This is a genomic window from Lysinibacillus fusiformis, from assembly GCF_003049525.1.
Taxonomy (GTDB): Bacteria; Bacillota; Bacilli; order Bacillales_A; family Planococcaceae; genus Lysinibacillus; species Lysinibacillus fusiformis.
The window spans coordinates 524,503-546,608 of record NZ_PYWL01000002.1; the positions used below are offsets into that span (position 1 = coordinate 524,503).

Consider the following 22,106-nt stretch of genomic DNA (forward strand, 5'->3'; position numbering starts at 1 on the left):
ACAATGTACGAACTTGGTGTTATTTATGAGGACCATGCTTTTTTAAGTAATTGGACACCTAATTTAATTTCTTCCATTGTTAATGTGCTAAAGCCTAGCTGTAGCATCGGTTCTATCCGGGCTTGATGGAGAAAAAACGGGCTGGTTGGATAAACTTTTACCCCGTGGGCCTCAGCTTGTTGGATTAGCTGTTGTTCCGAGAGGGATGACTTTATTTTCACCAAAATATAGAGTCCTGATTGTTCACCTAAAACCGTGATTTGCTCCCCAAATTGTTGTTGTAGCTCCTGCACAAGGCAATGCATTTTTTGTTTATAGGTTAGGCGCATTCTTTTAATATGGCGGGTCCATTCGCCTTGGGCCATAAAATGAGCCATTGTGCGTTGATGTAGGGTGGATGCATTTTGTTCAAAATGAGCAAATTTTTCTTTATAAGGCTGCATAAGGGCATCTGGTAACACCATATAGCTTATTCGTATGCCTGGTAAAAAGGATTTCGAAAATGTGCCTAAATAAATGACCCGAGAGGGATCGATAGAGGCAAGAGCAGGGAATGGCTGTTGTGTATAACGAAATTCACCATCATAATCATCCTCAAGAATATAGCCATTCACTTTTTGAGCCCATCGTATTAGTGCTTGCCGCTGTTGAATGTTCATGGAGGCACCATATGGAAAATGGTGTGATGGTGTGACATACAATAGCCGTGAGCGACAAGTTGTTAAAATATCAAGCTGTGCACCTGCTTCGAAAACAGGTAAGGCCTCAATGTCAAAGTTATGTAATTGAAATGCCTCTCGAGCCCCATCATAGCCTGGGTCCTCCAGCAATATGCTAGGGAAATTTTCCTTCAATAAAAACCCAAGATACAGAAGCATTTGCTGTGTACTACTCCCAATAATGATATTTTCATTATTGGTATATAGGCCTCTTGCCTGCAGTAAATATTGGGCAAGCTGCTCTTTTAGCATAGGTTCTCCAAACAGTTCACCATATTGATAGCAAGTGGAATCCTGTAAAACCTGATTGGCGATTTGACGCCACGTCTTGATGGGAAAGTGCTGTTGATCGACAGCCCCTGCTTTGAAGTTTACAAGGAATGCTGTAGTATCCTTTAGTGGCTTCGATCGAATGGGCTGTGGCTGCTCGTGAAAGAAAACTTGCTCCAGCGCATTCACAAAATACCCTTTCCGACCTTCACCACGAATGTACCCCTCAGCCACAAGCTGATCATAGGCCGTTAAGGTCGTATTGCGGCTCACCTGCAATGTTTCTGCCAGCTTCCGAATAGAAGGCAGAGAATCATTTTTTTGCAATGTGCCCTCCATAATGAGGGTTTTCATTTGCTGATAGATTTGTTTATATTTGGCCTCTTTGTCGGTTAATAAAAAGATGAAATCGTCCATAACGCACCTCTTCGACATGTTGAAATGTTTGATACTGTCTCTTTTGAAATGTCAGATAATCTACTACCATCATACTAGAATGACAAATAAATTGAAATGGGGGAGTGGAATATGAATATTTGTACTGTGACACAGGCAACAATTGGGGAAGTGGTCCCGTTATTTAATGCCTATCGTGAGTTTTATGGACAAGCGACTGATTTAATACAAGCCGAGCAGTTTATCCAAGAACGTGTGGAAAAGGAGCAATCCATTATGTTTCTCGCATATTTAGATGGGGAAGCAGTAGGCTTTGCGCAGTTATTTCCTATCTTTTCATCCGTATCTATGAAAAGGGCGTTTATTTTAAATGATTTATTTGTGGCTGGGCATGCCAGAAAACAAGGGGTGGCCAAAGCATTAATCGATCAATGCTACGTCTATTGCCAGCAGGAGAACGCTCGTTACATGATGCTCGAAACAGCAAAGGACAATGTCAATGCACAAAAGCTCTATGAAAAAGTAGGGATGACCATAGATGATCATGTTTATTATTACAGTATTTATTGGTGAAAAACAGGGCTGTAGTTTTTATAAGCCTTTATTTGTATGAAATCTATAATCCACCTGTTGAAAGACCCCCCATTTGAGCTAAATGGCGGGGTCTTACGGTTAGGCGTGACTCATCCAGCCAGCAAAAAGACCTGAACTGAAAAAGCGCGTAATCTGCTTAAATCCAGCCTCCTTCAATAATTCTTGAATGTCTTGATCGGATAGGAAAGAGATATTCATAATGACTTGTCCCATATCTTCAACTTTTGCTTTTTTATATCCTGCCTCTAAAAAGAAGCTTTGCCAGATTTTAATGCGATCTTGCAGTTCGTCACTATTACGATCACCGTAGGCACAAGCAAGGACAAAAGGTTTGCCAGGCTTTAATTGCTCATGAATATTGTGCAGTAAGTTAAGTTTTTGCTGTCTATCTTCCATAAAATGCAGCACAAGGATACAGCTAGCCGCATCATAGGTTAATGGAGAGGAGGGCAAGGTATCAATGGTTCCTTGGAGAAGCTGAACTCGGCTTTCAATAGCTAATTGCTGTGCTTTATACTGAGCAATTTGCAGCATCTCTTCAGACGGGTCTATACCTGTAAATGTCCAGCTTGGATTAGAGGGTCCCCATGCGGACAGCTCATTACCGCCCCCAGCTCCTACAACTAGCAGGGAAGTTTCTTGCTCACCTAAATGAGCTCGGAAATAGGCTTGTGCCATGGCGAACAGAGTGTCATAAGTTGGTACAGAGATACGAGTACTTTGTTCATAAATGCGAGCCTTCTCTAATAAATGTGTCTTCATAGTCATTACCTCCAATGTATATTGCGTATATTAAAGACCTTGTTTGTCTGTAATTGAGTATATATGAAATTTAACCGAAGCACAATAATGAAATCTTACCCTATTATAATTAAAGTAAAACGATTAATATTTAATTTAAAGGATTAATAATTTAACGATTATCATTAAATTGTTATTGAATTTAATAGGTCTTTCTTCTACACTTAACGTAATGAATAGGGGGGGAAATATGATTAATGCAATTGTGCAAGTGGTGTTATTTTCAGTCATACCGTTTGTTTGGTGGAGTTTTACAGCTAAAAAGAAACAACTATTCCTCGAATGGTTAGGATTTCATAGGCCAGTTATTGTCGATAAGGGGAAATATGCCATGTTTTATATGCTTGCTATTGTCGTATTAGTGGTGCCTAATTTCGCTCTCGTCTTTTTTTACATGGATGGTTCCATATTAGCGTCCAATCAATTTACTGGTCTTGGCTTAGCGGGGGTCATACCCGCTCTTCTGTATGCTATGATTCAGACCGGCTTATCAGAGGAGATTTTGTTCCGTGGCTTTTTACTGAAAAGGCTGGCAAAGTCATTTGGTTTCCAGGTCGGAAATTTGCTACAAAGCCTCGTTTTTGGCTGTATCCATGGGGCTATGTTATGGACGGTATTACCATTTCCAATCATCTTGTTAGTTGTACTATCTACGGGGCTAGCAGGCTATGTGATGGGATGGATGAATGAGCGAGTTAGCGGGGGCTCCATCATGACGAGCTGGAGTATTCATAGTTTGACTAATTTAATGACTGCTTGCTTATCCATGTTTCAAATTCTATCTTTTTGACTTATTTGCATTTCTTTGCCGTCACTTGCATAATAGGGCAGAGAAGATTTTTCTTGAAGGGAAGTGCAAACATGACAGAATGGCCAAAGGGAGTAGCCAAACCTGCAATTCGTGCATTACAGGCAGCAGGCTATACACAATTGAAACAGCTGGAAAACGTTGACCTTTCCACTTTAGCTCATTTACATGGAATGGGACCAAAAGCGCTTGCTGCGATTGAGGCGGCATTAAAGGAAAGTAGGGAGCCTCGTGAATAAGCTGACATTATTTTTACTGGCAATGGTGGTCTATTATATAGTCGTTGTTTTCCTCATCAGTAAGCTTTTTATCATTCCTATCATGAAAGTAATGGCACTTGTCTTCTTTATAGGAGCGGGTTTCATCTTTTCACGTAAAATGCGCAGGAAATTGCAGTAGGAGGCATTATGAAAATTGTTCAATTAACAGTCATTTATTTAGCCATTATTTTGCTGGCTATGGTGCTATCTTTATCAGGTGTTCGGCTATCCTTTTCACTCGGTATAATTGCAGTGTTCGTGGTAGCTATTATTTACCGTCATGTACATATTTTATATCGATCAAACAATATGGAACTTGTAGATAAATGGGTGAAGCGCCGTCAAAAAGAACCAATATTTGCGGCTCTCTATGCATCCGCTTATGGGACGGTAGATGAACAGATTCGTGCTATCGATGTCATCATCCACCATTATAAGCAACCAGCCATCAAATATAATTATCTATTTACGAAAGCAATTATGGAGAAAAATCTTGGAGCGGCAAAGGCTGCTGCCCAGCAAATTAACAAGGAGCCATTGTCAAGCTATGCCCTATGCTATATTGCAGCGATGGAAGGTCGAACGGCTGCTATGAGAAGCGACAAGCTGACACAGCCTTGGATGCAACCCGCTGTAGAGGCGGTATACGCCCATAGTCAAAAAAATCAAGAATTATTTCGCCAATGGGCTGATGCTAGCATCGAACAAGCGCGTGGTGTACAAAAGTATGGTTTAATACATAATTTTAGACAAATGGAAAGAGAATTGGATCGTGAATAACTATTTGGTTTACTAAACAAAACATGAAACTTATGAGGAGTCGTTCATTTGAAGGTAAATAGATTTCCTACAATTGTTCATAAGGGGACGAATGCCTAAGTTAGTGATGATCAATGAGCACCGACTAGTGGAAGGTGGAGAGGTCCGTCTTACAGTGATTGATACAATTTCCTAAAGTCAATCGTGGTTCGGATAAAGAGATGAAATAGGCTCTTTTGAAGGTGGAATTAGAAGTAATCGTTTTGTAGAGCAAAACGGTGAATGGGTTAAATCATGATCAAAGCCTAATACTATTTATATAGAAAAACAAAACGGAACCCTTTCTCTAAAGATGAAAAATTCGTCTTGGAGGAAGAACAATTGAGTAGAAAAACTAAAAATACAGCATTTCATTGTGAACAATGTGGGTTAGACGTGACACCATTAAACAATGGCAGTTTCCGCAATCATTGCCCACATTGTTTATATTCAAAGCAACTAGATATTGTACCTGGTGATAGAGCCAATCCATGTAAAGGGTTAATGAAACCTATTACTATTGATTATTCATCTAAAAAAGGGTATCAACTTGTACATCAATGTACAAAATGTGGTCACCAGTCACGCAATAAAGTAGCCGTGGATTGCACACAAGAGGATCAACTTATTCTATTTATGCAATCTATATAGTCGTTTCATGTTTGTAAGACGTATTAAAGAGCAACTCTTTAATACGTCTTTTTTAACGCTTTTTATTCAATAAAATGCCTCGTACGATCCCCATACTGAAAATACCACAGAGCAAGAAAAGAAAAAGATATGCATGCCATTGTTGTAAAATGCGAACGCGTCCCAATGCAATCGTAAGGTCGTTGAAAAGGGAGTAAGTAAAGTACAGTAAAATACTATTTTTTATGAGACAAAATGTCATGATGCCATTTTGACGCTGGCTATGGGACAGCGGCGGTTTATTTTTTCTCATCATAGGATAGGCTGCTTTCATCTCTAAATAGTGTAAAAGTAAAAATAGCATGAGTGCGATAAATGGTAAATAAAAAATAGCAATTTTTGGCCCAAACTGTGCATGGTCACTTGTAAAGCTTTGTAAAACGGGAATCGTTGCAGGAAGCTTTCGATATTGAATTAGTGTAGCTGTGAAGCCAGCTAAAAAAATGGTGGCCACGATGACCGTCAGCTGGTGACAAAAGCGTGGTGTTGGTGTTTTTTGTTGTGTCTGCATCCTTGCCCCTCATTTCCATCATCATTCAAAATTACAATCTGTTATACTGTATCATAGAATGATTGCTTTTGTGAGAGAGAAAGAAGGATATGATGGAATACTTGTTATTTTTATTCATTGGCATCATTGGGAATGTCATTGGAACGTTAGTGGGTGGCGGTGGTTTAATCACCTTGCCAACGATGATGTTAATGGGGGTGCCTGTCCATTCAGCAATTGGGGCTAATAAAGTATCCAATATGGTAAGTGCATTTTCGAGCTTTTATACGATTTATAAACGTAAGGAATTAGCATGGTCAGAAATGAGACCGGTCTTATTGGTATCCCTAATTGGTGGAACATTGGGTGGACTTTTTGCTTCATTTATGAGTAGTCAAGCATTGACGTTTATTGCCATCATTTTACTAGGATTTGCGTTAATGATGTCCTTTATGGGTGGGGCAGATTTTGGCGATAAGGAACTCTTTATTATGAATCGAAAAAATGGTCCAATCCTCCTTGGAGTTGGTTTTTATGATGGTATGTTTGGGCCTGGCAGTAGTACACTAGCCCTTTATACATATGCGCATGAGAAAATATCTTATATTAAAGCAGTAGGACTCTCAAGGGTAGGGGTATTCGCCATGTGCTCAGGAGCAGCGATTACCTATATTGCTACGGGGAAAATTGAATGGCCACTGACATTGATTTTAATGGTAGGGTCTACGATTGGTGCGCAAATTGGTATTGTTTTAGCAAGAAAGGTGAACGCAAATCAAGTCAAACTGCTACTTCGTATTGTAACCATTGTTCTGATTGTACAGCTTGTCTATGATTTTATCCAGCAGCTATAGGAGGCGATTGTCGTGTTTGAAATTACACCGTACCCTACGTTTTCATGGTCATTATCACGTCATAAAACGCTAACAAGCTGTGCCCGTAAATATGGCTATGAATATTATTTTTCCCATAACGGATGGCTAAGCTACAATGTGGAGCCTTATCATCAACTTGTGTATCGTTTAAAAAAACTTCAACCCATGCCTATTTTATTTGGGCAAATTGTTCACCGTTTTATTGAACAGGCTATTAATGATTATTTACAAACAGGGAAGCCTCCCACATTAGAGGAGCTGATTCATTGGGCTCGAGGACAGCTGAATGCGGCTTTTATTGATTCTACTCGCCATCTTGAATCATGGAGGCAAAAACCAAATAAATACTATATGATGCAGGAAATTTACTATACTGGCAAACTTCCTACCGATCTAGTACAGGACTATAAAGAACGAATTAAGCTTGTTTTTGAGCATTTTTTGAGGAGTGAAACATTTCAACAAATTACGTCACAAAGAGGCTCTTTGCGAATTGGAGAGCCCGAACAGTTTCGCTCAATGAAAATCAATGATATCCAAGTGTTCGTTGTAATGGATTTTCATTACTTTAATGAACTAACAGATAAATGGGTAATTGTGGACTGGAAGACGGGGGGCGAGTCAGATGATGATCGCCAGCAATTAGCCCTCTATGCCTATTATGTCCAGCAAAAATATCGGGTGCCACTTGAGCAAATCGAGGTCTATAATGAATATTTACTAACCGGAAAACGGAAGAAATATAGCTTCACCGATTTCGATATGGAAAATATTTTACATACATTTCAGTATAGTGTGTTAGAAATGAAAAAGTATCAAGCTGATATTTTTTCTAACGAGCCTGTGGACTTGGAAGATTTCGAACAAACACAAGAAAAATGGCATTGTCGTGGATGTAATTTTAGAGAATTATGTGCGCAAAAGTAGAAATGGAGCATCGCCTATTTGAATTTCTACTAGAGGAGGGAGAATATGATAAGAAATAAAGGGGCGCTTGTTACGTCCATCATCCTTTTAGGAATTTGTATGTGTTTATTTTTCCCATTTCCTAACTATCAAATGGTGAATGCACGAGTTTCCTTTATGTCGTTCCCAATCCTCACTGATGAGGGCTATGTGCTGCTTGGGTTACTTGGTTCAGCTCTCTTTATCCTTGCTTTGATTTTTCTTGTCAAGGGTCTGAAAAAATTTCACCTCCTATCAATGGGTGTAGTGCTAATCACCTTTGCCTTATTACCCATTCTTCTGATGACCATCTATCAAGAGACATTCGCTCGTGGCATTATGGCGATTTCTTATACTGAGAATGGCGAATGCCAATTTGATGTAGTAAGCAAAGATGTATTACAAGGAGAATGTCATCTTGAATTACAAAATCGAAGTAATGAAGCGGTGTCATTTGAGCTAGAGTTTTTAGATGATCATTTAACGGATAACGGACAGCGTATCGCGTCTCTGATGAATGTAGCTGGCCCTTATTATGTGAAGATTGAGCCTAATCGTAAAAAGTTCATTCATATAAAGGAATTACTTGATTTATCTGACGTGCCCAATCATATTCAAGGAGGCGGTTCGTCGTTTATACATATTAAAATAATCGACGGGGAGACTGCACGAATTTTATAAAAAGGTATTCAAGAAGGAGAGCTTTAAAACAGTTGAAGTGAAGGTAGTAGCTTATGAGTTGCATTCGCAGCTCTTTTTTTATTGAACTTCTGAGCCGTTTAGTTGCATAAGATATGAAATGTTTTATGTTAAAATAATGGAAGAAAAAACCAGGAGGGGTGAAGTAATTGTGTTGAGAAAATATTTGAGTATGATTTCATTGTTATTATTTTCTTTGTTCATGGTCTTTGCTTTTATTACCCCCATTGTAGTGAATGGAACCTCTGAAATAGGGGATATTGTGGTCATTTCTAGCTGCTCTTTTTAGTCAAAAGGGGAAGCTAAGAATATTGGCTTTAATTGTTTCCTTGATTCCAGTGCTTTTGCTAGTAGGGTTCATGTTACTTCCGCTATTTTACTTACTAGAGTAATGAACGGGTATATTCCTTTTATTCAGTCGAGATACAGGTTGCTTTTTCTTATTCAAATGAAAGTACTAGGTATAAAGATGTCTCTATTTTTTCCTCTAGTATAAAATCTAGTTATTAAACATATATAAGATAAGCAGCCAATAGAGTGTACAATACCTTTTAAGAATCATAAAGGGGGATGAAAATGGATAAACAATTAACCATGTTTGAACTTTTGATAACTCCTATGAAAAAAACGCCAGATGATCGTATGAAAAGTGTTGAAAAGCAAAACGTAGTGGCACCACGTAAGGTAGGGTATATTGTACACAGATAAAGGACAATTCACCTAACTTCACATGATAAGGTTGTATCAAGTAGCCCTAAAAGAATGTGAGAGCGGAAAACTGAATTTGCTTTTTTGATTATTTTGTATTAAATTATATTGTATTGATATTTCGAGAGGAGGCAAAAAGTGATGGAAACTGTTTTCAGAATGGCTGCAATTGAAGTTAAAACATTTTTACAATTAGCTGATTTCAATTCAACGGGACCAGTCTGTCGTTTTTTAGAAAAACTTCATATAGAATTCAGCAACCGAAAGCTTTTTGCCTGTGTATTTAATAGATAAAGAAGATCCTTTATGATTGTTCTTTTTAAATACTGTATACATGTTATGACGCCGGTTAGCTGGCGTCTTTTTGTGTTGTTAAAGAAGAATTATTAAAAATAAAGCTTTTGAAAGGGTGAGACGATTGCTTAAAAAGTTAAGGCAATTTAGGAATGTTTCAGTGTGCCAAGCGCTTCTAATTTAAAAAAGATTAATTAGAAGCGAGGAATTTTAACATGCAAAAACAAAGAATTTTTACTTCAGCATTTCTTTTTTTATTTATTAGTAACTTTTTAACTTTTATAGGATTTGAAATGTTACTACCTATTTTACCAGCCTATTTAATTAGCATACATGCTTCTCCTTTTCAGGTAGGGTTGGTTACTACAGTATTTACAATAGGGGCTATTATCATTAGACCTTTTGTAGGCTATTATTTAGTCGATAACAATAGAAAAGGTTTAGCAATTGGTGCGGGGGTTATGTTATTAATGATTACAATTATGTATCCCTTTTTGAGCACAATCTGGCTCTTCCTACTATTACGGTTTTTCCATGGAGTAACATGGGGAGTGTCAACAACTGCGAATAGTACAATGGCGGTGGATTTAATTCCAAAAACAAGATTAGGTGAAGGGATAGGCTATTTTTCTATTTCAACAACAGTGGGAGCTATCATTGCCCCTAGCTTAGGCATCCTAATCTATCATTCTTTTTCTTTCCAACTATTAATCTATTCTTCCGTCATTCTTTGCCTTTTGGCAGTGATAGCTCTTCAATTTGTTTATTCTGCTGAACCGGTTAAACATGAGAAGCAGCCATTTCGATTTATAGAAGCGATTTTCGAACGAGAAGTATGGTTTCAAGCATTACTGACTGTTATGACAACGCTTGGCTTTGGTGCAATTATTACCTTCCTTGTGCTATATGGCGAACAAAGAGGGTTAGATCAAATTTTTTTATTTTTCCTAATCAATGCGATGGTTTCCACTTTACTACGTCCATTTACAGGAAAATGGTTTGATAAAACGGGGCCGTGGTCGATTATCATTGTGTCAGCAGTGCTAGGTTTTTTATCATTGATTGTGTTATCCTACGCGACAAATAATGGGATGCTTATTATCGCAGCTATCCTATTCGGAGCGGGCTATGGAACCGTTATGCCTTGTTTACAAACATGGACAGTTCAAAAAGTAAGTGAGGCAAAAAGTGGTGCAGCGAATGCCACATTTCTTTCTAGTTTTGATATTGGAGTTGGCATTAGCGCATTCACCTTAGGGCTTTTAGCTGAATGGATTAGTTTAGAGATGATTTTCCGTGTTGTTAGTATAAGCTTTCTTCTTGTTGCTCTGTTTGTTTATAAAGATGCTAAGAGAACGAGAAAAAATAATCATATGTAGCCAATAAAATTTTAAGTCCATGATAGGGATGGCAGGAAATTTTAGGCTGAAAGCAGAAACTAAAAGAGGATCACCATTATCTTTTCATGTTTGGCAAAGGGGGCAAATGCTATAGAAATATCAAAAGGTGTAAAGGTACTGAAACTGAGCTATCAAGGATTCATTATTCATCCAACGCTTTTGTGGAATCAAGATATGGCTGTGTTAATAGACACAGGTTTTCCTGGACAAATGGAGGAATTGCGAGAGGCGATGGCACAGGTTGGTGTTTCTTTGGACCAGCTAAGTGCGGTCATTCTCACGCATCAGGATGTGGATCATATTGGGTGCTTGCCGGAATTAATACAGACATGTGGACAGCATATACGAGTATATGCGCATGCACTGGAGCAACCGTATATTCAAGGGGAGCTACCATTATTAAAAGATGCGCATTTAGAAAATCCACCAAAGGGACGAGTGGATGTGACCTTGAGTGATGGTGAAGAATTGCCTTTTTGCGGAGGCATTCAAATCATCCATACACCTGGACATACGCCAGGCCATCTCAGTCTTTATTTGACACAAAGCAAAATATTAATTGCCGGTGACTCCCTATACAGTGTAGAAGGCCATATTGCGGGTATCCATGAACCGTCTGTATTAGATTTAGCGGAAGCTCAGGAGTCTTTACAGAAATACCTAGACCTCGATATCGAAACGGTTGTATGCTATCACGGAGGAATAAGTAGAGGAGCTGTCCTTGATCAGCTTCATCAAGTATTATCATAAACAAGAGACCACTCCTAATAGGGGTGGTCGTTTTTATTATTCGGTAATTGTTTCTTCAAATGATTTTCGCCCAGGGCTTACTTTGTTAATATGAATATCGATTTTACTAATGGAATCCTTGGTTAAAGGGATTTTGCCATCCTTCTGTATGTTTTTCCATACCTTTACATTATCGCGATAGAGATATTCTGACAATCGATAGACATCCGCATCCATGTTTAAACCTTCCTGGAACGTAGCCATAATTTCCTTTTTGACTTCACTTTCTACTTTTTTTCTGACCTGGCTCGCTGTCACTTTTCCTTTAAAGCCATTCAAAATGGTGTTAAATTTTAAATACACTTCAAATTTTACTTGATTGTTTTCAACAATTGGTTTGACATTGACATCTAATTTTTTAATATCAACAGTTAAGTAGTCGCGCTCCTCCGTATTGTTTAATTTGATCGTGATTTCTCCTTGCTTCGTTTCATTATTCATCCATTCAATTCCTCGTGCTGTATTGCCTTTAATAAAGCCTTTAAAGGTGTTCTTTGACAGGATACCGACACCTGCAAAAACAGTTTCAGTGCGAGATTCCTTGGCTGTTTCCCAGTCTTGATTGATGGAAATGAATGGGACCTTCATTTCATGATTCGGCTCATTTAAACCAATGACTAGCTGTCTCAAGTTCACCGGCTCTACAAATGATTCTTGTCTCGAAGTATTTTTAGGATTACTCAGCTTGGTCGCAGTCGGTGATTTTTCAAGAATAGGAGATACTAATAAAACTTCCTCGATGGGGTCTTGTGTACAATAGACCCAAATATGATATCTTGTTTCTCGAAAGCGTAGAAACGTGTCGATAATGGGAATAGCATGCTCACTTTCCATCGCTTTTTCTGAGAAAAGGAGATAGGTCATATGTCCCCAAAAGACTTCTTGGTCCATTGAACGATACAATTTATAGATTGCTTCTTCAATTGTTTTTCCTGTAGCTTTCCCGACTTCAGTTGGTGCAGCTTGTGGATTCGATTGTTCTGTTTTTGCTACATTGGCAAAGTTCATAAGTTGGATGTACGCTATATATTCATTATCCTTATAATCAACACCAACACCTTGCACATAATACATCCGTTGGGGTTCTGTTACATCCCAACAGCCTGACATGAGGAGTGTAGTTGTAAGCATTAAAATTACAAGCATGATATTTTTTTGGCTCATATATCTCCCTACTTTTTAAAGTTCCTATTATTTATTTTGTACAACTATTAGGTGTATTATAAGTAGATATTATAAGTATGTAAGGAGAACCAATAAGAAAGTGCTGCTCGCCATATTTTCGCGACAGCACTTCATGATTAATGAAAATATTTTTCGACACGTTGAACGACGTCGTTAGCTGAAAGCCCATTCGCATCAATGACAGGACCTTCTATAACTGGGTCACTAATCCCCATGACGTCTCTGTCCTGACCCGTAATGATGCAGGCATCACATTTTTTGGCATCCTCTTCATTGCGAAGCTGGATGACTTCATAGCCTTTCGCTTTTAAAGCCTCTTCAATATTAGATAATGATTCTTCAACACCAATAATTCTCGACATAATTTGTCCACCTCCTACAAGTAATGTGCCATTTCATGTTGCGCATTATTCATATTATTTTTTTGAAGGTGGCTAATGACTGAAAAAGTAAAAAACCATTCTAAAGAGAAATCCTCTCTTCATAATGGTTGCTAATGATTCGTCTGTTAACAATTCAACATCTTTAAGCTTCGGCTGGAAAAGCAAATTCTGCTTTTATTAAAGGTGCAAACTCACTTTTTGCAGAAATAGGATACATTGAACTTTCTACTGTTGTATGATTTACCTTTATTATTTCCCTATACGTAGGTACATAGTCTACAGACAAAGGTGGTGAAGAGATGGGCATTGTAGAAGTATTAACTGTTGTTTTGGTCCTATTAAAGCTAACGGATATTATTGCTTGGTCATGGTGGCTTGTTTTACTACCAGCCATATTATCATTTAGCTTGTATATAATCATAATTGTGGTGAAGCTCATCATGGTATTGGTAGCTGTACTTGTGGTAAAAAAACGAGATGCGACGAGATAAAAAGAAGCGGTGGTAAGATCAGTCGAGTATGACTATGACTAACCTTACCAACTGATTATTTGCTTAGCTCGTAGGTTTTTATAGCTGGAGGAACAAAGCTTTGACATTTATCTAAAAGCGCTACCGCATCTGCGTCAACGATTAATGCTTCTCGAAATTGTGCTTTTAAAAATTGTTCCTGTTGCATATGATCAAAAAATGAAATTAATAAATCGAAATACTGTTCAATATTGAAAATGGCACAAGGTTTTTGGATGAGGCCGATTTGATTCCAAGTAAACACTTCGAAAAATTCCTCTAATGTACCAGGACCACCAGGTAGGGCAATAAAGCCATCTGCTAGTTCCATCATTTTACTTTTGCGTTCATGCATCGTATTGACAACGATCAGTTCTGTTAACTGCTGATGCGCAATTTCACGCGCCTCTAACAAGGTTGGAATCACGCCAATAACTTTTCCACCTTCTTGTAGCACAGTATCGGCTACTGTTGCCATAATGCCAACGCTTGCCCCACCATAAATAAGGGTAATTTGACGTTTGGCTAGCTCTTTCCCAAGTTGAATTGCGCCTTCACGATAGGCGTCTGAAGCGCCGATACTAGATCCGCAAAATACTGCGATACTGTTCATTATTGATTCCTCCATATCTGATGAGATTCTTTTATAGTATAATTTAATTTGAATAGGAAAGAAATGGAGGAAGAGCAAAAATGGAATTAAATGAGTTCCAACATTGGGTGAAGGACTACTATGAAAGCCGTGGGTGGTCAGAGCTCAACATATTTACACGAATTGGCTTTTTAGCAGAAGAAACAGGCGAGGTTGCTAGAGCTATACGAGCATTAGAAATTGGCCGAGATCGACCTGATGAAATAACACAATCCTATGAGGAAAATAAGCAAGAGCTTATGGAAGAGCTAGGTGATGTTATAGGGAATATTATTGTCATTGCCAATCAATATGATATACCACTTGAGGAAATTTTCGTGGCGCATCAAGACAAACTTTTGAAGCGTTATCAGGATTAGGAGGAACCCCATATCGATACGCATATTTCAATTTTATATGAACAGCATGATGATTTTGCGAATTTTTTAAGTGAAAAAATTCGTAGCTTTAATAACGAGCATTCTCTTCATCATCGAGAAAGTAGGCAGAAGGGAGCCGTTCGTCCTCTCCATTTGATCGTTACTGATCAACACCAGCAATGGGTTGGGGGTTTGACCGCAGAAGTGTATTGGGGATGGATGGAAATACATAAATTTTGGTTTCAAGAAGAGTATCGAGGAAAAGGCTTGGGCAGTAAATTACTGGCACAAGCCGAAATAGCTGCACAGGAAATGGGCGCTAACAAGGCGTTGCTTACCACCTATTCGTTCCAAGCTCGTACGTTTTATGAGGAAAGAGGCTATCAAATGGTGGGAGAAATAAAAGATTATCCGCCTGGCAGTAGCTATTATACGATGGTAAAACCATTTGAGGCTGAAGAAGGCTGTCTATAAAAATAGGCAGCCTTTGCTAATTGATATCACCTAAATAAATAGTTGTTTCTAGCCCTTGCACATATCGCTGAAGTTGTGGAATTAATGCTTTCGGATAAAGTTGGAACTCATGGAGCCTTGCCACTGAGACCCATTCAGTCCCAATTTGGTGACTATCTGGATTAGAGGGTTGGTGCAATTGTTCATGGAGCTGACATAGAAAATAATACTCTACTTGATGAACATCTGCGTCAAAGGCAGCATGCTCATGATTTTTTCCAATATATTCGCGGATAAAAAGAAGTTTTCCAATATGGACAGAAGCACCAATTTCCTCAAGGCATTCTCGTTGAAGTGTCGCATGAAATGTTTCACCATGCTCCTGTCCGCCTCCAGGACAAATATAAAAATATTCCTCTGTAATTTTATTTTTGATCAGCAATATTTCACCATCCACGAGGATGATGGCTTTGACAGAGTTTCTTATCATAGGAACCTCCCTAGGTTTGTTAATTTTTTATGATTATGACTAAAACGCTTCATGAATGTCTACCTTAATAAAAAGGGGAGATGAAGCGTGTATTCAATGTCCAATTTTAAAATACTTGTTGAAAAACAGACTGAAATTGATACAATTTATCAAAATTGTGATGATTTAATCCAATCAACGGTCACGCCGAAACTAGATGCTGAGGTCGATCAGTTTCTACAGCTCATTGAACAACATTTGACAGAGCAAGGCTTTAACATTACACAAACTTCTACAGGCCTAGTTGCCCATTTTCAAAAGGCGGTCATTAATGTCGATAAACATTCTAAGCATTTGGAACAATGCTTTTTTATCAATTTAAATAGCTACGCAGAGGATCAGGTGTCAATTGTGTTAGACATCTCACCTATTATGCTGCCTAAAATTTCAAATCAGCTAGATGGCTATACGGATATTATTGAGCAAATGACGGATAAGCTAAAGCAAGCTAAAAGTCTGGAGAAAGCCTGTACGAATCCTAAATTCCTTTATAAAACACAAAGTAATAAAGTGTTTCAATCCGCACAGGAAGTGGTGGAACACTATTTTCAATAAAAGAAGAAGCCACCCTCAGCAAACAGGGTGGCATTTTTGTTTAATTAGATAAGATGCCCGCTAGCATCCATTATCGAATATATTTTTTTGCACTAAACCACATCATGATCGTTAACACCAAGAAATAAAGAGGCATCGTCAGCAAGGATTCATTGTGAAGCAAACTCATACCAGATGTGATTACACTGACAAGCAAGTAATAGCCGAGACTAAAGATGGCACCTGCTGTCCCAATGACGTCCTGAAAGTCTACCAATGCTAGACTTAAACAATTAGGAAGGGCAATGCCCGAGCCTAACAGCAAGATAAAAATGGTAACCATGATGCTCATGGCTAGCATACTAATAGGCAATGGTAAAGTACAGACAATCATTAAAAGGAAGGCGCCCATCAACATCACGGAACAACCTATATAAATAATTTGTTGAGGTGGATGCGTGGCGATAAGTCGCTTAGAGATCATCGCTCCTAAAATCGAGGCCAATGCTACGATGATGCCAAGAAATCCATAGAGTCCAGGCGTCATCTGAAAGTGACCAATGAAAATAAAAGGTGCCTCCGCATAATAGCTAAATAGCACACCGTTAATGCCCCCAATGAGCAAACCATAGACAAGAACGGTCGGTGAAGCAAAAATGCGTTTGACGACTGGCCAAATCGCTATTCTTTGCCTAGTAGCTGGTTGCGTTGTTTCAGGTAGTCTGGCATAGGCATAGATGAACAACCCTATACTCATGACCACAAGGACAAAAAATACTGCCCGAAAGCCGAGTGCTTGATCCACCCAGCCTCCAATTAAAGGTCCTACCGCAGGAGTAAACGCAATGACTGCGGAAATTTGTGCGAACATACCATGTCGTTTATTACCGGTTACACTTTCGCGCAAAATGGTTTGCGTAATAATAGAGCCAGTAGCAGCACCGAATGCTTGAATAAAACGACTGATGATTAGAATGGAGATAGTGTCCGCATAAAAACATAATGCGCTCCCTACTCCATAAAAAACTAAACCGCCTAACATGGCAGGTCTACGACCAATAATATCAGAAATCCATCCCCAGCAAAAAACACCTAATGCAAATCCAATAAAATAGATGCTTAAGGTTAATTGGACAGAGCTATTGGATACACCAAGTGCATCTGCAATGTCCGGTAGAGATGGTGTATAAATGGTTTCACTAATTTGTGGGAACGCCACAAGAACAATCATTAACAATAAAGATGGTACTGCCTGTTTTTTCAACATATTGCCCTCCTACAAGCAAATTCTACTTTGTTCGTTACAAGTAGAAAGCGTAGCTAGGGAACCGGCGGGACCATTATTAGAATACGTTCATAAGATAGCATGTTGAAATCACCTTTATATGCTTTAAGTAGGAGTGCATAGTCAGCTTTCTATTATAAACTATTTTATAATTTTTATATAGTAATAATTGCTATTTCTATTAAAATTTAAGAGAAATAACTTGTACAGAAAATGGAAATTTCATAAGATGGAATAAATATGTTTTCTCCAATAGGTAGATGAGATGGGAAAGCACATCATGACCAGTGAGCAAGACGCCATTATGCTTGATGGTTAAGGATAAGAAATGATGAAGGGGGAAGACCGATGTTTCCAATGTTAGAAACGGACCGACTTAAGTTAAGAGAACTGACGCAGGCTGATATAGCTGCAATTTTTCATTGCCTTTCAAATGAGGAGGTCACACGCTATTATGGGCAGGAACCTTTTATAGAAAAACAACAGGCTGAACAGTTAATCAAGCATTTTGACAAAAACTACGAGGAAAAAAGAGGTATACGGTGGGGTATTGAGCTTAAAGAAACAGGAGAGGTCATGGGTACGATTGGCTATCATTTATGGTCTGCTCCCCATAAACGAGCGGAAATCGGCTATGAAATCCATCCAGATTACTGGCGTAAGGGGTACACAAAAGAAGCAATCCAGCAAGTAATCAACTATGGCTTTGAACACATGAATTTACAACGTATTGGAGCTGTCGTGTATGTAGAAAACGAAGCATCCAATCAGCTACTGCTAAAGCTAGGGTTTCAGCAAGAGGGAATTCTAAGAGACTATATGGTGCAAAAGGAAAAGGCATATGATACGTTTATCTATTCTTTGTTAAAAAAGAACAGCCACAATAACTTCAATTAAATTAGAATCAGTGAGAAATCGAAAGAAAAGTTTGTTCATCTATTGGATGTTTCATGGAATACAAATGAATACTTCAAATAGGGATTGATATGTAACGATTTTTGGGGGTGATGCTAAAAATGTTTGATACAATCGTAGTCATTATTTTAGCGATGCCATTATATGGAGTATTAATTTGGAGCTATTTCTACCCTCAAGAAAGCTTATTATGGGGAAAGCGATGGATGTACAAAGAAGAACCACAAATAGCAGATGGTGCTATTCGTTATATAAAAGTGGCATCTTTCATCAGTATTATCGGATTGACGCTAGTTTTCATTATTTTAATACTAACTCAATTTAGAAGGTGATTCTTCGTCGTTGGGATTGTGATGTGGATGAATAGGTTTGTAGAGGTAGCAATAATTGATAATAAAGAGTTTATAAAGAATGTCAAAAGGCTACAACTCTCAACAATCGGGTGCTTTCCTTGAATAAGGAAAGTGTTTTTTATAAAGGGCCAGATTATTGAATAACATTTTTTATGACACGTACCAAACGACGCTTTGGGCATATAAGGGATTACAATGTTCGTATGATCTTCTTCAATTAATTAGGCATTTCAATTGAAATGTAACTTTATTCTATTTTTAAGAATTGTGAAAGCTGTAAGCCCAGAAATAAATATTTTTTTATAATTAGTCATTGTCAATTTTCCCTTTTATTAATGTACCTCCCAAAAATAGTTACATAATTCTATTTACAATATAATTTTACTCATTTTTTACAAGTATAGTAAATGTAAATTCCTGTTTTGAAACTCTTATTATTTTTCTCAGAGTTGTTACTTTTGATAGCTAACGAATTATTCCTAAGACAGCCAAGCAACTCCCTTGTTCCAAAAATTATTTGTCTGTCATCTATGCCAATACTAATTATTGAATTGTTTCATTTTGATATAGATAGCCGAATTATAATCTCTATGGAGATTTTAAATAACAATAAAGTTGTTTATTCAACAAACGGGCCAGATTGTTGAGGAACATTTTACATAAAATGGTTATTATTGTTGAAATATAGAATAAGATTGTGAAGATCTCACTTTAACTAACGGAGAACTTTAGCAAATTATTACTGAGTTGCATAAACGGCCCTTTTTTTATATTGTAGAAATAGGTGATTAAAAGTGACGATACAACATGAAAAGATAATCAATTTCTATGATAGGCGTATACTGTTCAATAAATATCGTAAAAATACACCCAGCGTAATCTTTATTGCAGGGTTAGGCGATAGCCATGAAACATGGAAAAAGGTCCAAGACCGAATATCGGATGAAACGTCAACCTTGTCCTATGACAGGGCGGGTATTGGCAGGAGTCAAGACGTAGCTGTCCCGCGAACTTGCTGTGATCTTGTTGAGGAGCTCTCCGCATTGGTGCTAGCGCTTGACGTGGAGAAGCCTTATATATTAGTAGGCCATTCCTTTGGTGGATTGGTCGCCAGATTGTATACTAGTCTTTATCCGCTGGACATCTGTGGTATGGTTTTGGTTGACGCTGCACCGGAATATAAAGAACTTGCCTATGAAAAGGTTCTACCAGAAAATCTACTTGCAGGAAATAGGGAATATTTCAAGAATCCTATGTTGAATAGTGAGAAAATTGATAAAATACAGAGTTATAAGCAAATTGTTGATTATTCAAAACAAAGTGACATTCCTCTCTCAATTATTACAAGAGGTTTACCCGATAATAATGAAGATGGATGGCCCTCACAAGAAATATTAGAAATTGAACAAAGTCTACAAGCAGAATTCCAATGGCTGTCAACGTCAAGTAAGTTCCGGATTGCTAGTCGTAGTGGACATTATATACATCATGATGAGCCTGATATTGTAATAGAAGAGATTTTATTAATGTTAAAGGAGATGGGAAAGTGAGCGAAATAAGGATGAAACTTATGAAGGATTTGCAAAGAATTGAGGAGAATGAGTATCAGTTAGGCGAAGGTGAGCAGCATCAAGATTTCTTACCTTTGTTACTTCAATATATCGGCGATCCTCAGCCAGAATTGCGGGATAACTTGATATATCCGATGTTTTATATGTGGATTAAGGAAGAGAATAGGTTCAGTGAAGAGGAGTTGCGTAGTCTCTTAACTGTTCTGACGGATGAGAACCATTTGTTCTATAATATTGGCAGCAAGGATGATCAGTCAGTCTTTACAAGGACGTTTTCTGCTTTGCCTATCGCTTTGATTATACAACGCCACAGACAGAATCCATTTTTAAATCAAGAAGAAATTGAGCAATTAATGCAAGCAATGCTCCGTTATTACAATGAGGAGAAGGATCTGCGAGGTTACCTTTCAGTAGGAGGCTGGGCTCACAGCGCGTCTCACGGTGCAGATGTTTTTGTTGAGTTGGTGCAGTGCGAGGAGAGCAGCATTGCAATGTTACGTGAGGTTCTTGTCGCTATTTCTGGCATGCTACATAATGGAATACATATTTTTAGTGATGAGGATGATGAGCGGTTGGTCAATATCGTGGATACGATGATTGACAAAGAGTTACTTCCACATCAAGAAATTGCTGATTGGATTAGCTGCTTAGCGCAATGCTGCGATTTGCCGAGAAGTCGCAGTCAGGTGATTGCTCGTGTGAACAGCAAGAATTTTTTACGCAGTCTCTATTTCAGAAGGAGACAAGATAGCCAGGAGAATGAGCTTAATACTGCAATACTTGGCACTGAGGCAAAATTAAACAGGTTTTCTATCAGTTAAAGGATTAAGGCGTTGTCCCAGTATATACGTTTAAAGAACTTTCATTCAATTAAGACACTCATGTAGAAATGGGTGTTTTTTTATTATAGGGCCAAATTGTTTAATAAAGAAATTTTGCAATCTAGAAGAAATTATTGATTCTTATGTGTGCTATACTTGACTCTGCACATAACATTAATGAAAACTGCAAAGTATAATGAGACATCCCTCATGAACAAAGGAGAACTGAAAATGAGAAAACTTGTTCTATTTCTGCACGCATCGCTTGACGGTTTTGTAGAAGGGCCAAACGGTGAAATGGACATTGGCTGGGTTTCCTACGATTCTGATTTGGAGAAACACGCGAAAGAGATTCTGAGTACTGCCGACACTGTCATTTGGGGACGTGGGACTTATCAGATGATGCACAGTTACTGGCCATCTGTGCCTTCGAACCCATCAGCTTCGCAGTACGAACGGAATCATGCCGAGTGGATCGAAAAGACAGCCAAAATCGTTTTTTCCACGACGCTGGAGAAAGTCGAATGGAACAATTCCAGACTGGTGAAAGAAGATGTCGAGGAAGAGATCAAGAACCTCAAACAGGAGCAAGGCAAGGACATGGTCATCCTAGGAAGTCCTAGATTCGCACACTACCTTATGCAGCTTGATTTAATTGATGAATATAAAATTACGGTTTCTCCCGTCCTGGTCGGCAGCGGGTTGCCGTTATTCCAAGGTCTCAAGGAGAAGGTCAATCTTAAACTTATCGAAAACAAGACATTTGATTCTGGAGCCATAGGTCTCGTTTACCAGACGGGTAGATGACCTTGTCACTTAAAATAGATTACGCTAACTTTTTAAACCAACCCCAACCCCTTTTTAAGTAACAGGGGAACAATGGAAATTGTAATTGTATTATCTTGAAATCAAGTCTTCCATATAAGGGCGCGATTCTGTCACAAGAATCAGCGCTCGTTTTCATTAAAGGGCCATATTGTGGAGCAATACCACCCAAGAAATAGTCTTATGGACCGGCCTA

General features: G+C 38.3%; 30 protein-coding genes. 22 read left to right on the top strand and 8 right to left on the bottom strand.

What is annotated here, in order from left to right:
- Positions 1-23 precede the first annotated feature (23 nt).
- Entirely contained in the window at positions 24-1,406 is a 1,383-nt protein-coding gene (gene pdxR / locus C9J29_RS07440) for a MocR-like pyridoxine biosynthesis transcription factor PdxR (RefSeq protein WP_107921871.1), read from the bottom strand.
- 111 nt (positions 1,407-1,517) lie between these two features.
- On the opposite strand from pdxR, the gene C9J29_RS07445 reads away from it, so the two are divergent.
- The gene (locus C9J29_RS07445; RefSeq protein ID WP_107921872.1) at positions 1,518-1,958 is read left to right on the top strand and encodes a GNAT family N-acetyltransferase; all 441 of its coding nucleotides are present in this window, start codon (positions 1,518-1,520) and stop codon (positions 1,956-1,958) included.
- A 99-nt stretch (positions 1,959-2,057) separates the two neighbouring features.
- Here the strand turns inward: C9J29_RS07445 and C9J29_RS07450 are convergent, their stop codons facing one another.
- Positions 2,058-2,741, bottom strand: coding sequence for a class I SAM-dependent methyltransferase (locus C9J29_RS07450; protein ID WP_107921873.1), 684 nt, complete (start codon positions 2,739-2,741; stop codon positions 2,058-2,060).
- A gap of 229 nt (positions 2,742-2,970) precedes the next feature.
- On the opposite strand from C9J29_RS07450, the gene C9J29_RS07455 reads away from it, so the two are divergent.
- The 5 genes from C9J29_RS07455 (at position 2,971) to C9J29_RS07470 (ending at position 5,297) form a co-directional block, all read left to right on the top strand.
- Positions 2,971-3,570, top strand: coding sequence for a CPBP family intramembrane glutamic endopeptidase (locus C9J29_RS07455; RefSeq protein ID WP_171365391.1), 600 nt, complete (start codon positions 2,971-2,973; stop codon positions 3,568-3,570).
- 71 nt (positions 3,571-3,641) lie between these two features.
- The gene (locus C9J29_RS07460) at positions 3,642-3,827 is read left to right on the top strand and encodes a helix-hairpin-helix domain-containing protein (RefSeq protein WP_008175871.1); all 186 of its coding nucleotides are present in this window, start codon (positions 3,642-3,644) and stop codon (positions 3,825-3,827) included.
- Entirely contained in the window at positions 3,820-3,987 is a 168-nt protein-coding gene (locus C9J29_RS24245; protein ID WP_008175876.1) for a hypothetical protein, read from the top strand. Before C9J29_RS07460 ends, C9J29_RS24245 begins: the two co-directional genes overlap by 8 nt.
- A gap of 8 nt (positions 3,988-3,995) precedes the next feature.
- Positions 3,996-4,628 carry a hypothetical protein gene (locus C9J29_RS07465; protein ID WP_008175878.1) on the top strand — a complete coding sequence of 211 codons (633 nt, stop codon included), beginning with the start codon at positions 3,996-3,998 and terminating at the stop codon, positions 4,626-4,628.
- Between the two features lie 360 nt (positions 4,629-4,988).
- Positions 4,989-5,297 (top strand): RNHCP domain-containing protein, encoded by a 309-nt coding sequence (locus C9J29_RS07470; RefSeq protein ID WP_043990023.1) that lies wholly within the window; start codon positions 4,989-4,991, stop codon positions 5,295-5,297.
- Positions 5,298-5,349: 52 nt separating this feature from the next.
- On the opposite strand, the gene C9J29_RS07475 is transcribed toward C9J29_RS07470, so the two are convergent.
- Complete coding sequence (locus tag C9J29_RS07475; protein WP_008175881.1) at positions 5,350-5,847, bottom strand: hypothetical protein; 498 nt, start codon at positions 5,845-5,847, stop codon at positions 5,350-5,352.
- A 92-nt stretch (positions 5,848-5,939) separates the two neighbouring features.
- Between C9J29_RS07475 and C9J29_RS07480 the strand changes: the two genes are divergently transcribed.
- The 7 genes from C9J29_RS07480 (at position 5,940) to C9J29_RS07500 (ending at position 11,497) form a co-directional block, all read left to right on the top strand.
- Entirely contained in the window at positions 5,940-6,680 is a 741-nt protein-coding gene (locus tag C9J29_RS07480; protein ID WP_008175882.1) for a sulfite exporter TauE/SafE family protein, read from the top strand.
- A gap of 12 nt (positions 6,681-6,692) precedes the next feature.
- The gene (locus C9J29_RS07485) at positions 6,693-7,628 is read left to right on the top strand and encodes a PD-(D/E)XK nuclease family protein (protein WP_008175883.1); all 936 of its coding nucleotides are present in this window, start codon (positions 6,693-6,695) and stop codon (positions 7,626-7,628) included.
- 45 nt (positions 7,629-7,673) lie between these two features.
- Positions 7,674-8,327 (top strand): hypothetical protein, encoded by a 654-nt coding sequence (locus tag C9J29_RS07490; RefSeq protein ID WP_089984831.1) that lies wholly within the window; start codon positions 7,674-7,676, stop codon positions 8,325-8,327.
- Between the two features lie 594 nt (positions 8,328-8,921).
- Positions 8,922-9,053, top strand: coding sequence for a hypothetical protein (locus C9J29_RS24925; RefSeq protein ID WP_255250286.1), 132 nt, complete (start codon positions 8,922-8,924; stop codon positions 9,051-9,053).
- 141 nt (positions 9,054-9,194) lie between these two features.
- Positions 9,195-9,347, top strand: a complete 153-nt coding sequence (locus tag C9J29_RS24250) for a hypothetical protein (protein WP_008175886.1) — start codon at positions 9,195-9,197, stop codon at positions 9,345-9,347.
- Positions 9,348-9,562: 215 nt separating this feature from the next.
- Positions 9,563-10,726, top strand: a complete 1,164-nt coding sequence (locus tag C9J29_RS07495; protein WP_089984829.1) for an MFS transporter — start codon at positions 9,563-9,565, stop codon at positions 10,724-10,726.
- Positions 10,727-10,837: 111 nt separating this feature from the next.
- Entirely contained in the window at positions 10,838-11,497 is a 660-nt protein-coding gene (locus C9J29_RS07500; RefSeq protein ID WP_107922010.1) for an MBL fold metallo-hydrolase, read from the top strand.
- A 36-nt stretch (positions 11,498-11,533) separates the two neighbouring features.
- Here the strand turns inward: C9J29_RS07500 and C9J29_RS07505 are convergent, their stop codons facing one another.
- Together C9J29_RS07505 and C9J29_RS07510 are read right to left on the bottom strand one after the other, a co-directional pair.
- A complete protein-coding gene (locus C9J29_RS07505) occupies positions 11,534-12,700 on the bottom strand; it encodes a Ger(x)C family spore germination protein (RefSeq protein ID WP_107921875.1) in 1,167 nt (388 codons plus the stop codon).
- Positions 12,701-12,837: 137 nt separating this feature from the next.
- Entirely contained in the window at positions 12,838-13,083 is a 246-nt protein-coding gene (locus C9J29_RS07510) for a YkuS family protein (RefSeq protein ID WP_008175890.1), read from the bottom strand.
- A 320-nt stretch (positions 13,084-13,403) separates the two neighbouring features.
- Here C9J29_RS07510 and C9J29_RS07515 point away from each other — a divergent pair, with 320 nt between their 5' ends.
- Positions 13,404-13,595, top strand: coding sequence for a transmembrane Fragile-X-F protein (locus C9J29_RS07515; protein ID WP_089984824.1), 192 nt, complete (start codon positions 13,404-13,406; stop codon positions 13,593-13,595).
- A gap of 55 nt (positions 13,596-13,650) precedes the next feature.
- Here the strand turns inward: C9J29_RS07515 and C9J29_RS07520 are convergent, their stop codons facing one another.
- A complete protein-coding gene (locus C9J29_RS07520) occupies positions 13,651-14,226 on the bottom strand; it encodes an LOG family protein (protein ID WP_107921876.1) in 576 nt (191 codons plus the stop codon).
- An 80-nt stretch (positions 14,227-14,306) separates the two neighbouring features.
- Here C9J29_RS07520 and C9J29_RS07525 point away from each other — a divergent pair, with 80 nt between their 5' ends.
- Both C9J29_RS07525 and C9J29_RS07530 read left to right on the top strand, forming a co-directional pair.
- A complete protein-coding gene (locus tag C9J29_RS07525; protein ID WP_008175899.1) occupies positions 14,307-14,624 on the top strand; it encodes a MazG nucleotide pyrophosphohydrolase domain-containing protein in 318 nt (105 codons plus the stop codon).
- A 78-nt stretch (positions 14,625-14,702) separates the two neighbouring features.
- Complete coding sequence (locus tag C9J29_RS07530) at positions 14,703-15,098, top strand: GNAT family N-acetyltransferase (RefSeq protein WP_237068788.1); 396 nt, start codon at positions 14,703-14,705, stop codon at positions 15,096-15,098.
- A gap of 16 nt (positions 15,099-15,114) precedes the next feature.
- Here the strand turns inward: C9J29_RS07530 and C9J29_RS07535 are convergent, their stop codons facing one another.
- Positions 15,115-15,567 carry an NUDIX domain-containing protein gene (locus tag C9J29_RS07535; RefSeq protein ID WP_008175907.1) on the bottom strand — a complete coding sequence of 151 codons (453 nt, stop codon included), beginning with the start codon at positions 15,565-15,567 and terminating at the stop codon, positions 15,115-15,117.
- 96 nt (positions 15,568-15,663) lie between these two features.
- Between C9J29_RS07535 and C9J29_RS07540 the strand changes: the two genes are divergently transcribed.
- A complete protein-coding gene (locus C9J29_RS07540; RefSeq protein ID WP_008175908.1) occupies positions 15,664-16,161 on the top strand; it encodes a hypothetical protein in 498 nt (165 codons plus the stop codon).
- A 70-nt stretch (positions 16,162-16,231) separates the two neighbouring features.
- On the opposite strand, the gene C9J29_RS07545 is transcribed toward C9J29_RS07540, so the two are convergent.
- Complete coding sequence (locus C9J29_RS07545) at positions 16,232-17,404, bottom strand: multidrug effflux MFS transporter (protein ID WP_043990054.1); 1,173 nt, start codon at positions 17,402-17,404, stop codon at positions 16,232-16,234.
- A gap of 369 nt (positions 17,405-17,773) precedes the next feature.
- Here C9J29_RS07545 and C9J29_RS07550 point away from each other — a divergent pair, with 369 nt between their 5' ends.
- From C9J29_RS07550 to C9J29_RS07570, 5 genes are all read left to right on the top strand, one after another.
- Positions 17,774-18,322 (top strand): GNAT family N-acetyltransferase, encoded by a 549-nt coding sequence (locus C9J29_RS07550; protein ID WP_107921878.1) that lies wholly within the window; start codon positions 17,774-17,776, stop codon positions 18,320-18,322.
- 119 nt (positions 18,323-18,441) lie between these two features.
- Positions 18,442-18,672, top strand: a complete 231-nt coding sequence (locus C9J29_RS07555; protein ID WP_237068770.1) for a hypothetical protein — start codon at positions 18,442-18,444, stop codon at positions 18,670-18,672.
- 815 nt (positions 18,673-19,487) lie between these two features.
- A complete protein-coding gene (locus tag C9J29_RS07560; protein ID WP_107921880.1) occupies positions 19,488-20,243 on the top strand; it encodes an alpha/beta fold hydrolase in 756 nt (251 codons plus the stop codon).
- Positions 20,240-21,085 (top strand): DUF2785 domain-containing protein, encoded by an 846-nt coding sequence (locus C9J29_RS07565; protein ID WP_107921881.1) that lies wholly within the window; start codon positions 20,240-20,242, stop codon positions 21,083-21,085. Before C9J29_RS07560 ends, C9J29_RS07565 begins: the two co-directional genes overlap by 4 nt.
- A 231-nt stretch (positions 21,086-21,316) precedes the next feature.
- The gene (locus C9J29_RS07570; RefSeq protein WP_089984807.1) at positions 21,317-21,892 is read left to right on the top strand and encodes a dihydrofolate reductase family protein; all 576 of its coding nucleotides are present in this window, start codon (positions 21,317-21,319) and stop codon (positions 21,890-21,892) included.
- The last annotated feature ends 214 nt before the right edge of the window (positions 21,893-22,106 follow it).

Excerpts from the sequence above, each read along its gene's own strand:
- pdxR (WP_107921871.1), bottom strand. The coding sequence starts at position 1,406 with ATGGACGATTTCATCTTTTTATTAACCGACAAAGAGGCCAAATATAAA.
- C9J29_RS07445 (WP_107921872.1), top strand. The coding sequence starts at position 1,518 with ATGAATATTTGTACTGTGACACAGGCAACAATTGGGGAAGTGGTCCCG.
- C9J29_RS07450 (WP_107921873.1), bottom strand. The coding sequence starts at position 2,741 with ATGAAGACACATTTATTAGAGAAGGCTCGCATTTATGAACAAAGTACT.
- C9J29_RS07455 (WP_171365391.1), top strand. The coding sequence starts at position 2,971 with ATGATTAATGCAATTGTGCAAGTGGTGTTATTTTCAGTCATACCGTTT.
- C9J29_RS07460 (WP_008175871.1), top strand. The coding sequence starts at position 3,642 with ATGACAGAATGGCCAAAGGGAGTAGCCAAACCTGCAATTCGTGCATTA.
- C9J29_RS07465 (WP_008175878.1), top strand. The coding sequence starts at position 3,996 with ATGAAAATTGTTCAATTAACAGTCATTTATTTAGCCATTATTTTGCTG.
- C9J29_RS07475 (WP_008175881.1), bottom strand. The coding sequence starts at position 5,847 with ATGCAGACACAACAAAAAACACCAACACCACGCTTTTGTCACCAGCTG.
- C9J29_RS07480 (WP_008175882.1), top strand. The coding sequence starts at position 5,940 with ATGGAATACTTGTTATTTTTATTCATTGGCATCATTGGGAATGTCATT.
- C9J29_RS07490 (WP_089984831.1), top strand. The coding sequence starts at position 7,674 with ATGATAAGAAATAAAGGGGCGCTTGTTACGTCCATCATCCTTTTAGGA.
- C9J29_RS24925 (WP_255250286.1), top strand. The coding sequence starts at position 8,922 with ATGGATAAACAATTAACCATGTTTGAACTTTTGATAACTCCTATGAAA.
- C9J29_RS24250 (WP_008175886.1), top strand. The coding sequence starts at position 9,195 with ATGGAAACTGTTTTCAGAATGGCTGCAATTGAAGTTAAAACATTTTTA.
- C9J29_RS07495 (WP_089984829.1), top strand. The coding sequence starts at position 9,563 with ATGCAAAAACAAAGAATTTTTACTTCAGCATTTCTTTTTTTATTTATT.
- C9J29_RS07505 (WP_107921875.1), bottom strand. The coding sequence starts at position 12,700 with ATGAGCCAAAAAAATATCATGCTTGTAATTTTAATGCTTACAACTACA.
- C9J29_RS07510 (WP_008175890.1), bottom strand. The coding sequence starts at position 13,083 with ATGTCGAGAATTATTGGTGTTGAAGAATCATTATCTAATATTGAAGAG.
- C9J29_RS07515 (WP_089984824.1), top strand. The coding sequence starts at position 13,404 with ATGGGCATTGTAGAAGTATTAACTGTTGTTTTGGTCCTATTAAAGCTA.
- C9J29_RS07520 (WP_107921876.1), bottom strand. The coding sequence starts at position 14,226 with ATGAACAGTATCGCAGTATTTTGCGGATCTAGTATCGGCGCTTCAGAC.
- C9J29_RS07525 (WP_008175899.1), top strand. The coding sequence starts at position 14,307 with ATGGAATTAAATGAGTTCCAACATTGGGTGAAGGACTACTATGAAAGC.
- C9J29_RS07535 (WP_008175907.1), bottom strand. The coding sequence starts at position 15,567 with ATGATAAGAAACTCTGTCAAAGCCATCATCCTCGTGGATGGTGAAATA.
- C9J29_RS07540 (WP_008175908.1), top strand. The coding sequence starts at position 15,664 with ATGTCCAATTTTAAAATACTTGTTGAAAAACAGACTGAAATTGATACA.
- C9J29_RS07550 (WP_107921878.1), top strand. The coding sequence starts at position 17,774 with ATGTTTCCAATGTTAGAAACGGACCGACTTAAGTTAAGAGAACTGACG.
- C9J29_RS07555 (WP_237068770.1), top strand. The coding sequence starts at position 18,442 with ATGTTTGATACAATCGTAGTCATTATTTTAGCGATGCCATTATATGGA.
- C9J29_RS07570 (WP_089984807.1), top strand. The coding sequence starts at position 21,317 with ATGAGAAAACTTGTTCTATTTCTGCACGCATCGCTTGACGGTTTTGTA.